The organism is Mesorhizobium sp. M0659 (assembly GCF_040320605.1).
Classification (GTDB): Bacteria; Pseudomonadota; Alphaproteobacteria; order Rhizobiales; family Rhizobiaceae; genus Mesorhizobium.
In genome coordinates this window covers 25508-36612 of sequence record NZ_JAMYPY010000008.1, presented here as the reverse complement: position 1 = coordinate 36612, position 11105 = coordinate 25508, and the positions used below count along the sequence as shown (strand labels likewise).

Annotated in this window: 10 protein-coding genes and 1 riboswitch; of the genes, 6 read left to right on the top strand and 4 right to left on the bottom strand. The window is 64.1% G+C overall.

Annotated features, from left to right (window positions below; all coding sequences use genetic code 11):
* Genes NKI31_RS14895 through NKI31_RS14880 form a run of 4 tightly spaced genes read right to left on the bottom strand, consistent with a single transcriptional unit; the run spans position 1 to position 1909 of the window.
* Positions 1 to 354: a hypothetical protein gene (locus NKI31_RS14895; protein ID WP_156933208.1), complete on the bottom strand. Its 354-nt coding sequence runs from the start codon at positions 352 to 354 to the stop codon at positions 1 to 3.
* Positions 355 to 364: 10 nt separating this feature from the next.
* Positions 365 to 967: an NADH-quinone oxidoreductase subunit C gene (locus NKI31_RS14890; protein WP_023670823.1), complete on the bottom strand. Its 603-nt coding sequence runs from the start codon at positions 965 to 967 to the stop codon at positions 365 to 367.
* 4 nt (positions 968 to 971) lie between these two features.
* Positions 972 to 1553, bottom strand: coding sequence for a NuoB/complex I 20 kDa subunit family protein (locus NKI31_RS14885; RefSeq protein WP_023670824.1), 582 nt, complete (start codon positions 1551 to 1553; stop codon positions 972 to 974).
* Positions 1544 to 1909 carry an NADH-quinone oxidoreductase subunit A gene (locus NKI31_RS14880; RefSeq protein WP_023670825.1) on the bottom strand — a complete coding sequence of 122 codons (366 nt, stop codon included), beginning with the start codon at positions 1907 to 1909 and terminating at the stop codon, positions 1544 to 1546. The genes NKI31_RS14885 and NKI31_RS14880 overlap by 10 nt, the downstream gene beginning before the upstream one ends.
* A 327-nt stretch (positions 1910 to 2236) precedes the next feature.
* On the opposite strand from NKI31_RS14880, the gene NKI31_RS14875 reads away from it, so the two are divergent.
* The 6 genes from NKI31_RS14875 (at position 2237) to cobG (ending at position 11105) form a co-directional block, all read left to right on the top strand.
* On the top strand, positions 2237 to 3460 hold the full coding sequence (locus NKI31_RS14875; RefSeq protein ID WP_352651946.1) for a winged helix-turn-helix domain-containing protein: 1224 nt from the start codon (positions 2237 to 2239) through the stop codon (positions 3458 to 3460).
* Between the two features lie 29 nt (positions 3461 to 3489).
* Positions 3490 to 4182, top strand: coding sequence for a DUF6348 family protein (locus NKI31_RS14870; RefSeq protein WP_352651945.1), 693 nt, complete (start codon positions 3490 to 3492; stop codon positions 4180 to 4182).
* 58 nt (positions 4183 to 4240) lie between these two features.
* Positions 4241 to 4445, top strand: a riboswitch (cobalamin riboswitch).
* A gap of 38 nt (positions 4446 to 4483) precedes the next feature.
* Positions 4484 to 4909, top strand: a complete 426-nt coding sequence (locus tag NKI31_RS14865) for a DUF1636 family protein (protein WP_023700378.1) — start codon at positions 4484 to 4486, stop codon at positions 4907 to 4909.
* Positions 4910 to 4911: 2 nt separating this feature from the next.
* A complete protein-coding gene (gene cobW, locus NKI31_RS14860; protein ID WP_352651944.1) occupies positions 4912 to 5964 on the top strand; it encodes a cobalamin biosynthesis protein CobW in 1053 nt (350 codons plus the stop codon).
* 18 nt (positions 5965 to 5982) lie between these two features.
* Positions 5983 to 9645 carry a cobaltochelatase subunit CobN gene (gene cobN, locus NKI31_RS14855; RefSeq protein ID WP_352651943.1) on the top strand — a complete coding sequence of 1221 codons (3663 nt, stop codon included), beginning with the start codon at positions 5983 to 5985 and terminating at the stop codon, positions 9643 to 9645.
* Positions 9642 to 11105 carry a precorrin-3B synthase gene (cobG, locus tag NKI31_RS14850; RefSeq protein ID WP_352651942.1) on the top strand — a complete coding sequence of 488 codons (1464 nt, stop codon included), beginning with the start codon at positions 9642 to 9644 and terminating at the stop codon, positions 11103 to 11105. Before cobN ends, cobG begins: the two co-directional genes overlap by 4 nt.

Here is an 11105-nt window from a genome sequence, read left to right as displayed (position 1 = left end):
CTAGATTCCAAGCCTTTCCTTGGCTGACGGCGTCAGTTCCATGAAGCGGACCGTCTGCGGCCCGGCCACATATTCTTTTGCTCTCTGCTCGCATTGCTCAATGGTCTCGTTGGAAGGCTGGAGATCGGCCAGCTCTCCAGCATCGCGCAAGGCGTTCAAAATCTGGTCCAATTCAATCTGCATCGCAGGCTTGATACGAAATATCGTCGGGCAGTTCTTCACCGTGTCGTTCGCCACGACAGCTCGCGCCGCCGAATAGCAATCCACTCCAGCTACTTTGCAGTCTTTCGCAAAAGCATTCTGCAAGCCGGCACAGCAAAACAGGCTTAGTAGCGCTACGCGGATCATCGCCACGCCGCCGCCCCTACTGTTTCGCCTTCTCATCGCCCGGCAGGACGTAGTCCGTCCCTTCCCATGGCGAGAGAAAATCGAAGTTCCTGAATTCCTGCTTCAATTCCACCGGCTCGTAGATCACGCGCTTGGCTTCGTCGTCGTAGCGCACCTCGACGAAACCTGTCAGCGGGAAGTCCTTGCGCAGGGGATGGCCCTCGAAGCCGTAATCCGTGAGGATGCGGCGCAGGTCCGGATGGCCGGAGAACAGCACGCCATAGAGATCGTAGGCTTCGCGCTCATACCAGTCGGCGCCGGGATAGACAGCGGTGAGCGACGGCACCAGCGTCTCTTCGTCGGCCTGCACCTTGATGCGGATGCGCAAATTCTGCTTCGGCGACAGCAGATGATAGACGACATCGAAACGCTTGACGCGCGACGGGTAGTCGGCGCCGCAGATATCGATGATCGAAATGAACTGGCAGCCCGAATCGTCACGCAGGAAGCTTGTCACCTCGATCAGATTGTCTGTAGCAACCGAGATCGTCAGTTCGCCATAGGCAAGCACTGCATCGGTGACGCGGCCCGGCAGCTTTTCGCCGAGATAGGTCGACAGTTCGCTCAGGGATGCGGCCATGGGTCTACCGTTCGATCGTGCCGGTGCGGCGGATCTTCTTCTGCAGGAGAAGAATGCCGTAGAGCAGCGCTTCGGCGCTTGGCGGGCAGCCGGGCACATAGATGTCGACCGGCACGATGCGGTCGCAGCCGCGCACCACCGAATAGGAATAGTGATAATAGCCGCCGCCATTGGCGCAGGAGCCCATCGAGATGACGTAGCGCGGCTCCGGCATCTGGTCGTAGACCTTGCGCAAAGCCGGGGCCATCTTGTTGGTCAGCGTTCCCGCCACGATCATGATGTCGGACTGGCGCGGCGACGCGCGAGGAGCCACGCCAAACCTTTCAGAATCATAGCGCGGCATCGAGGTGTGGATCATCTCGACGGCGCAGCAGGCGAGACCGAAGGTCATGAACATCAGCGAGCCGCTGCGTGCCCAGGTGATCAGCGCCTCGGTCGAGGTGACCAGAAAACCCTTGTCGGCCAGTTCATTGTTGATCTCGAGGAAGAACGGATCGTCGGAACCGACCGGACGTCCGGTATTGGGGTCGATCAGGCCTTTGGGCTTCGGCGCGACGAGCGTTCCGGAACTGTCGTTCAATCCCATTCCAGCGCTCCTTTTTTCCACTCATAGGCAAAGCCGATGGTCAGCACCGCCAAAAACACCATCATCGACCAGAAACCGAGCATGCCGATCTTCGAGAACGACACCGCCCACGGAAACAGGAAGGCCACTTCCAGATCGAAGATGATGAACAGGATCGACACCAGGTAGAAGCGGATGTCGAATTTCATCCGGGCATCGTCGAACGAGTTGAACCCGCACTCGTAGGCGGAAAGCTTCTCCGGATCGGGATTGCGATAAGCCACCAGAAACGGCGCGATGATAAGCGCCAGGCCTACAACCGCGGCCACGGCGATGAAGAGGACGATGGGCAGGTATGAACTGAGGAGTACGTTCATGCTCGGCTTTCCGTTGGCGGCCAATCCACTCTGATTACAGCAACCAACCCTAATGCGGAAGCGCGACAGTTTAACCGCTGAACCGTTTTAGGTGCCTTTGCTGCAACGCGGCGAGGGTTAGCGCACGGCTTTCAGCGAAGCAAGTCAAACCTTGTTCAAAAGACAGTGCTGGACGGCAGGCCGGGAAAAACTGGTCCGATCTCCTCCTGTTTGATTTCCTTCATCTTTAACTCCACTTTTGTCTCCTGACACATCTCCCGCCATTTGCCTGCTAGCATCACCGGAATCGCCGGCTAAAGTCGGGAAAATGGTTCGAGGCAAGACACTTTGACGAAGGACAAAATCTCACTCCCGACGGCCAGGCGCATCGCGCTCGCCGCGCAAGGATTTCTCGACCCGCGACCGGGCGGCATACCGGACCGCCGTCACCTCGCCCGCGTGCTCTCGCGCACCGGCCTTCTGCAGATCGATTCCGTCAGCGCCGTGGTGCGCGCCCACTATATGCCGCTCTATTCGCGGCTTGGCCCCTACCCGCTCGCCCTGCTCAACAATGCCGCAATCACCCGCAAGCGCACCGTGTTCGAGTACTGGGCGCATGAGGCCTCGTTCCTGCCGGTCGAGACCTACCCGCTGATGCGCTGGCGCATGCAGCGGGCCGAGCAAGGCGACGAAATGTATCTCGGCCTCGCCAAATGGGGCCGCGAGCACGCCGCCTATATCGAAGAGATCTACCGCGCGGTCGCCGAGCGCGGCCCGATTGCCGCTTCGGCACTGGAAGGCCAGAAAGGTTCGGGCGGCTGGTGGGGCTGGAGCCACGCCAAGCACGCCTTCGAATGGCTGTTCTGGGCCGGACGCATCACCACGGCGCACCGCCGTGGCTTCGAGCGTTTCTACGACCTGCCCGAGCGCGTGCTGCCGCAGGCGATCCTCGATCTGCCGGTGCCGGCGGCCGAGGACGCGCACCGCGAATTGCTGCGCATTTCCGCCCGCGCCCACGGCATCGCGACGTCGGGTGACCTGCGCGATTATTTCCGCTTGTCGCCGGCCGACATGAAGGGCCGGCTGGAGGAACTGGTCGAGATGGGCGAGTTGCTGCCGGTAAACGTCGAAGGCTGGGACAAGCCGGCTTACCTCTATAAGGACGCCCGTCTGCCGCGAAAGATCGAGGCCCGCGCGCTACTGGCGCCCTTCGATCCGGTGGTCTTCGAGCGCTCGCGCACCGAGCGCCTGTTCGATTTCCACTACCGCATCGAGATCTACACGCCGGCCGAAAAGCGCCAATATGGCTACTACGTGCTGCCCTTCCTGCTCGGCGACCGGATCGTCGCCCGCGTCGATCTCAAGGCCGACCGGCCTGCGAGTGTCTTACGCGTCCACGCCGCCTACGCCGAAGCAGGCGCACCGCCTGAGACCACCGCACAGCTTTTCGAGGAACTAAAGGAGATGCAGGGCTGGCTTGGACTTGAGCGCATGGAAGTGACGCCCGCCGGCGATTTGGGGCCGGCATTGGCTAGCGAGAGAGATGGCCAACCCTTGCAGCGTCTGTCATAGACGCCTCAATAAGCCTCGTAGGTTGTGCAATGGCATCGGACAAAGTGCTCGACATGATCCATGGCGCCCTCATTGCGCATGGAATAGATGCAGTCCGCAGAGATAGGGACGTCATGCTCCAATCGAAGCAGCTTCGGTTTGAGGCTGAGGTGTTCGAGACGAGTTCTGACCGGCTGGTCCTGGAAATCTACATTTTTTCTCCGCTGCTTGATGTTCAGCCGGTCATTGAATCCTTTGCTGGCTTCGGCGACACGCGCGAACAGGAACTGAACCAGGCGTTTGAAAAGTTTCTCCGTGGTGTTTTCCATGTGGCCATTGAGGGACTGGCCGATCACGTCTGCGAGAACATGCAGGCCGAAATAGAGCTTTGGCAGCGAAGCAGCGCCAGTTGGAAGATCTGGCGAAAAGATGCCCGCTGGAAAATCTATAGCGGCCCGGTCATTTCCCAGGCCACAACCGAGCTATGCTCGCTGACACCAGGCTATCCAGCATTCTACGCCAAGCTGGAAAAGCTGTTCACAGCTTCGGTACCCCCCGGAAGCCATTTTGTCCGGACCTTTCTGGCAGGCTTGAAGGGCACGCTGATTAGTGCCGAAGTCCTTCTGGACAACGCGGTTTGGCATGAGGGACAGAATCTGGCTGTCGGTCATGACTGGCACTATGGCGATGGCTATCAAGCTATCCGACAGGTCATCCTGGCACTGCCGGAAGCCGGGACATGACAGCCCCTGCCGACATCGCCATGTCGTAGCCGTGCGTTGACACCGCCGCCCGCAAAAGCCTAAATCCGCTGCAGACGGTCCCCTGCCCGCAACGGCAAGGGCCAAGAGGGAATGCGGTGCGGGATTTCGGTCCCAAATCCGCGGCTGTCCCCGCAACTGTAAGCGACGAGCCAAGGCCGAAAGCCACTGGGTAACACCGGGAAGGCGGCTAACCAAGGCGACGACCCGCGAGCCAGGAGACCTGCCGTCTGAGACAAAGTATCCGATCGCCTGGCGGGTTTCCGGGCAAGGAGCACGGTTTTTGGACCAGAACAGCAGTTTTTCGGCTGGCACAGCGGACATTGCGTCCGGGGACAACGACGCCCTGACCGGCGTGACCGTCATCGTCTGCGCCTCCTGCCGCGATGAGACCGGTTCCGACGCCCATCCGCGCGCCGGCGAATTGCTGGCTGAGGACACACGCCGCGCCGCTGCCGGCGATATCCGGGTCCGCACCGCCGAATGTCTCGGCAATTGCAAGCGCCGCCTCAGCGCCGCGATCCTGCGCGATGGCTGCTGGAGCTATGTCTTCGGCGATCTGACCGCAACCAGCGGCGCCGACCTCGTTACCGGCGCAAAGCTCTTCGCGACTTCGGCCGACGGCCTCATCCCGTGGCGCGGCCGGCCCGATAGCCTCAAGCGCGGCCTCGTTGCCCGCATCCCACCCCTCGACATGCTGAAGGACTGACGATGAACGCTTCAAACCCGGCCGCCAACCTCTCCCGTGTTCCCTGCACTGTCGTTACAGGCTTCCTCGGCGCCGGCAAGACGACGCTGGTCCGCCATCTCCTGGAAAATGCCGGCGGCAAGCGCACCGCCATCATCGTCAACGAGTTCGGTGACATCGGCATCGACGGGGAAATCCTGAAAGGCTGCGGCATCGACACCTGCCCCGAGGAAAACATCGTCGAACTGGCCAATGGCTGCATCTGCTGTACAGTCGCCGACGATTTCGTGCCCGCCCTCGACAAGATCCTCGCGCTGACACCGAAGGTTGACCACATCCTGATCGAGACTTCGGGCCTGGCTCTGCCCAAGCCCCTGGTCCAGGCGTTCCAGTGGCCGAGCGTGAAGAGCCGGGTAACCGTCGACGGTGTCATCGCCGTGGTAGACGGCCCGGCGCTGGCCGAAGGCCGCGTCGCCAACGACATGGACGCTTTGCAGGCACAGCGCGCTCAGGACGAGACGCTCGACCATGACGATCCTGTCGAAGAAGTGTTCGAGGACCAGATCGCCTGCGCCGATTTGATCATCCTGTCGAAAAGCGATTTGATGGACGCCGCCGGTTCTGCCCGCGCCAACGCCATCATCAATGAACATTCCGCCCGCGCCGTGAAGATCGTGCCGACCGGGCATGGCAAGGTCGACCCGTCGGTGCTGCTTGGCCTCGGTCTCGCCGTCGAAGACGACATCGAGAACCGCAAGTCGCATCACGACGGCGCTTTCGATCATGAGCATGACGATTTCGACACCTTCATCGTCGACATCCCCTCGATCGCCAATCCCGACGACCTGGCCAAGCGCGTCGCCACCGCCGCCGAACAGGAAAACGTGTTGCGTGTAAAAGGCTTCGTCGATGTCGGCGGCAAGCCGATGCGGCTTTTGCTGCAGGCCGTCGGCCCACGCGTCAACCATTACTATGACCGCGCCTGGACGGCAGAGGACGATCGCCGCTCGCGTCTCGTCGTCATTGGCCTGAAGGGGCTGAACCGTCCGGCGATCGAGCGTATACTCGCCGGTTGATCTCAGGCACGAGCCGCGATGCACATACTCACCACGACCTCCGCCTCGCTCGACGACCTCGCCGAGCCGGTTGATCTCCGGCAGACGCCGGCGGATATCGTGGCGCTGTCCTTCACCGACAGCGACCTCGCCGGCCTCGCGGCGGCCTGGAAGGCCGATGCCGCCCGCCTGCCGTCGATGCGGCTGGCGGCGTTGCGCGACCTGCGTCATCCCATGTCCGTGGACCTCTGGATCGACAGCGTCGCCCGCCAGGCCAAGGTGATCTTGGTGCGCATCCTCGGCGGCTATGACTGGTGGCGCTATGGCTGCGACCAACTCGCGGTGACTGCTCGCGAACGTGGCATCAAGCTGGCGCTGCTGCCTGGTGAAAGCCATGACGAGGACCTCAGGCTGATCGAAGCCTCGACGCTGCCCCGGGCGGAGTTGGACGGCCTGCTTGGTTATTTCCGCGAGGGCGGACCGGAGAATATGGTAGCGCTGATGCAGCGGCTGGCGGGGTTGGCTGGGCAGGATGCGGCGGCGGCTGAGCCGGTCAGCGTGCCGAAAGCCGGGTTTTATGAGCCTTGCTGCGGCGTGGTCGAATTTGCCGATGTCGGCGTTCCGTCACACCCCCCTCTGTCCTACCGGACATCTCCCCCTCAAGGGGGGAGATCAGCCGTCACCAAAGCCGGCTCCTCTTCGGCCCCGTTGAACAGGAAGCTGTCTGGGTCATCTAAGATTGGCGAAACCGTTGACGACAGCTCAATCTCCCCCCTTGAGGGGGAGATGTCCGGCAGGACAGAGGGGGGTGTGACAGAACTCCACGCTGATAACCCCATCGTCCCCATCCTCTTCTACCGCTCGATGCTGCTGGCAGCCGACGTCGCCCCCATCGACGCGCTTTTTGATGCACTGCGCCAACGCGGCATGCGCCCGGTCCCGATCTTCGTCTCCAGCCTGAAGGACCCGACGTCGCTGGCCTTCGTCGAGACCGCGCTCGCCTCGCTCAACCCCGCCGCCATGATCACTTCAACCGCCTTCGCATCCGGCGCCGAACCCGGCGTCCAAACCCTGTTCGACCGGGCCTGCGTGCCGGTCTTCCAGGTCATCGTCGCCACCACCCGCCGCGACGTCTGGGACAACAACCAGCGCGGCCTGGCGCCGGCCGACCTTGCCATGCATGTCGTGCTGCCCGAACTCGACGGCCGCATCCTGGCCGGCGCGATTTCCTTCAAGGGCGAGAGCGAAACCAACCCGGCACTCGGCCACCGCGCCTTAGCGAACCGCCCGGAACCGGATCGCGTGGCGCAAGTGGCGGAGCGTGTCGCGGCGTTCATCAAGCTGCAGCAGACGCCCCGCGCGACGCGTAAGTTGGCGATCCTCATTCCGGACTATCCGAGCGCGCCCGGCCGCACTGGCTATGCAGTGGGCCTGGATGTGCCGTCCAGCGTGCTGGCCATGCTGCATGACCTGAAGGAGCAGGGCTATCGGGTTGAAGGGATTCCGCAAACGCCGCGTGAGTTGCTGGACGCGTTGGAGCGGAGAGGCGATGGGCTGGGGTTGGAGGAGTATCTGGACTTCTCAAAGGATTTGCCGGCTGACGCACTGGCTGCAGTCGAGGCGGCATGGGGCGCCCCTTCACCCTCCCCCTTGTGGGGAGGGTCGGTTCGCGACATTCGCGAAGCGGATGGCGCGAAACGGGGTGGGGGTAGCGGTGCACCACCCCCACCCGGCCCTGCGGGCCACCCTCCCCACAAGGGGGAGGGTAAGAGCGGCTTCCCCTTCCGCGCCGCCACCTTCGGCAACATCACTGTCGCTCTCGCCCCCGACCGTGGCCGCTCGGCCGACCGGCGCGCCGATTACCACGACCCGACGCTCCCTCCCCGCCACAACCTCATCGCCTTCGGCCTGTGGCTGCGCAAATCGCTCCGCATCCATGCTCTCATCCATGTCGGCGCTCATGGCACGCTGGAATGGCTGCCCGGCAAGACGGTAGCGCTCTCACAAAACTGCTTCCCCGAGATCGTCACCGGCTCGCTGCCCGTCATCTATCCCTTCATCGTCTCCAATCCCGGCGAGGCGGCGCAAGCCAAGCGGCGCATAGCAGCCGTCACGCTTGGCCATCTGCCGCCACCACTGGCAGCTGCTGGCCTTGATGAAGAGCAGCACAAGCTCGAGCGCCTCGTCGACGAATACGCCCAGGCCGACGGCCTCGACCGCCGCCGGCGCGATCGTCTGGCCAAGCTGATCGTCGACACCGCGCAGAAGACCGGCATCGCCTCCGAAGCCGGCGTCGCCGGAACCGATGCGCCCGACGAGGCGCTGCGCCGCATCGACGCCTGGCTCTGCGACCTCAAGGATTTCGCCATCAAGGACGGCCTGCACATCTATGGCCGCGCTCCCGACGACGAGCCCGACGCCATGCGCGTGCAAAGCGCGGAGGCCGAGAAAGCAGCACTTCTTGCCGCGCTCGACGGCCGTCACATCAAGGCGGGTCCGGCGGGCGCACCGGCGCGTGGCCGCTCCGACGTGCTGCCCACCGGCCGCAACCTGTTCACCTCCGACCCGCGCACCATGCCGACTCCGACCGCCTACGATCTGGGAAAGGCGGCGGCAGAAGAAGTCGTGCGCGGCTATATGCAGTCGCATGGCGACTGGCCGCGCTCGCTGGTCATCGACCTCTGGGGCTCGGCCTCGCTGCGCACCGGCGGCGAGGAGATCGCGCAAGGCCTGGCGCTGATGGGCTGCCGGCCGCAATGGGATTCGGCCACCGGCCGCATCACCGGCATCGAAGTGCTGCCGCCGGCCACGCTCGGCCGTCCGCGCGTCGATGTCACCTGGCGGATTTCGGGTCTGTTCCGCGACATGTTCCCGACCCAGATCGCGCTGATCGACGCCGCTGCCAACGCCGTTGCCGCGCGCGACGAGGACGATTCGGAAAACCCGCTCGCCGCCAGAACCCGTGCCGATGGCAAGATCGGCCCGCGCATCTTCGGCACCTCGCCCGGCACCTACGGTGCCGGCGTCGAGGACCTGCTGTCCAGTGGCGACTGGGCCGCGCGCGAAGAGATCGGCCGCGCCTATCTCGATGCGACGTCGCATGCCTATGGCGGCGCCAAGAGCGAAGGCATCGCTTCCCCCGGTGCCTTCGAGACCCGCGTCGCCGAGGCCGATCTTCTCGTCCACACCGGTGACGACCCCGGCCGCGATATACTTGAAGGCTCCGCCGACGTCGCTTTCATCGGCGGTTTTTCGGCGGCGCTGGCGGCACTGGGCCGCAATGCCGACGTGATCGTGCTCGACACCACGGATCCGCAGAAGCCCAAGCCGCGCTCGGTCGGCGAGGCTGTGTCGCGCGTGGTGCGCGCCCGCGCCGTTAATGCGCGCTTTATAGCCGCCCAGATGCGGCATGGTCCGCGCGGCGCTTCCGAGTTTGCCGAAACTGTCGACCGCCTCATCGGCTTTGCCGAAACCACGCACGCCATTTCGGGCGCGTTGATCGAGGCCGTGCATGACGCCTATGTCGGCGATCCCGATGTCCGCGCCTTCATCCTGCGTGAAAATCCGGCCGCTGCCAAAGTCATCGCCGAGCGCTTCCTGTCGGCGCGCCGGCGCGGTCTCTGGCATCCCTTGCGCAACTCGGTCGACGACGATCTCGCGGCGCTGATCGCCGAGGCCGAGGCGCTCGGGGTTGCGGCATGAACGCCTTTTCAAGGCGCGGCGCCTGCCCGGCTCTGTCAGCGCCGATGCAGACCGGCGATGGCCTGCTGGTGCGGCTCAACCCGGTTGCTGGAGGGCTTTCCCCCAAGTCGCTGATCGGACTCTGCGAATCCGCCTTGAAGCGCGGCAACGGCATCATGGAAGTGACCGCGCGCGGCAGCCTGCAGATACGCGGGCTGACGGCGGAAAGCGCAGCGCTGCTGGCGGCGGAGGTGGATGCGCTGGGCATCGCCGTGCGCACCGGCGTGCCGGTCGAGACCGGGCCGCTGGCCGGCATCGATCCGCGGGAGATTGCCGATCCGCGAGCTTTGGCTGAGCGGATCAGGATGGCGGTTGAGGAGGCTGGGCTGACGCCAAGGCTGGGACCGAAGGTTTCGGTGGTTGTCGACGGCGGCGGGCAGTTGACGATGGATGCGGTGACGGCCGATGTCAGGCTGAAGGCGGTGCGGGTGGGCGGCAACGTTATGTGGGCTTTGTCTGTTGCCGGCGACGGTCAAAGCGCGAGGCCGCTTGCGACGGCCGATGAGGATGCAGCGCGCGATATTGCGGTTGCTGTGCTGAGGATGGTTGCCGAGAAGGGGCGTGACGCACATCCTCGGGATTTGTCGGAGAGGCAATTGGCCTCTCTCGCAAGCTGGCATTCCTTCGCGCCCCCCTCTGTCCTGCCGGACATCTCCCCCTCAAGGGGGGAGATCAGCAGGGTCGCCGGCGGCTCTCCACTTTCGACGCTGAAAATTGGCGAAATCGCCCACGAAGACGCAATCTCCCCCCTTGAGGGGGAGATGTCCGGCAGGACAGAGGGGGGTGTGCAGGATCGCCGGCCTATCGGTCTTTTCCCCTTATCCAACGACACCACCGCTCTCGGCATAGCCCTCCCCTATGGCAGCATGCCGGCCGAAAAACTCATCGCCCTCGCCCAAAGCGCCCTGTCCCTCGGCGTCGCCGAAATCCGCCTCGCCCCCGGCCGCGCCTTGCTGTTCCTCGGCCAACCATCGTCCGCAAACCACCCCCTGCGAGCCACCGCCGCCGCCCTCGGCTTCGTCACCATCGCCGCCGACCCGCGCACCCGCATCGCCGCCTGCCCCGGCACCCCTGCGTGTGCCTCCGGCCGCATCGCCACGCGCGACATCGCCGAGACAATCGCCGCCGAAAACGCTGATATCCTCGACTTCACACTGCACATTTCCGGCTGCGCCAAGGGCTGCGCTCACCCCGGCTCTGCCGCGCTAACAATCGTCGGTGGCGAAAACGGAGCCGGACTTGTCGTGAACGCGACGGCAAAGGCCCTTCCTGCGGGCTACAGGCCAGGCTATGACGCCGCACGCGGCGTCAGTCGCGTCGCGGCGATGGTCCGCAGCGCACGATTTCAGGGCGAAACCGCCGCCGCCTGCCTGACAAGGCTCGGGCCGGCGGCAATCGCCGAAAGCTACCGACAGGAATAA

Coding starts and splice junctions, on each gene's coding strand:
- cobG (WP_352651942.1), top strand. CDS start 9,642: ATGAACGCCTTTTCAAGGCGCGGCGCCTGCCCGGCTCTGTCAGCGCCG.
- NKI31_RS14880 (WP_023670825.1), bottom strand. CDS start 1,909: ATGAACGTACTCCTCAGTTCATACCTGCCCATCGTCCTCTTCATCGCC.
- NKI31_RS14890 (WP_023670823.1), bottom strand. CDS start 967: ATGGCCGCATCCCTGAGCGAACTGTCGACCTATCTCGGCGAAAAGCTG.
- NKI31_RS14885 (WP_023670824.1), bottom strand. CDS start 1,553: ATGGGATTGAACGACAGTTCCGGAACGCTCGTCGCGCCGAAGCCCAAA.
- cobW (WP_352651944.1), top strand. CDS start 4,912: ATGAACGCTTCAAACCCGGCCGCCAACCTCTCCCGTGTTCCCTGCACT.
- NKI31_RS14870 (WP_352651945.1), top strand. CDS start 3,490: ATGGCATCGGACAAAGTGCTCGACATGATCCATGGCGCCCTCATTGCG.
- cobN (WP_352651943.1), top strand. CDS start 5,983: ATGCACATACTCACCACGACCTCCGCCTCGCTCGACGACCTCGCCGAG.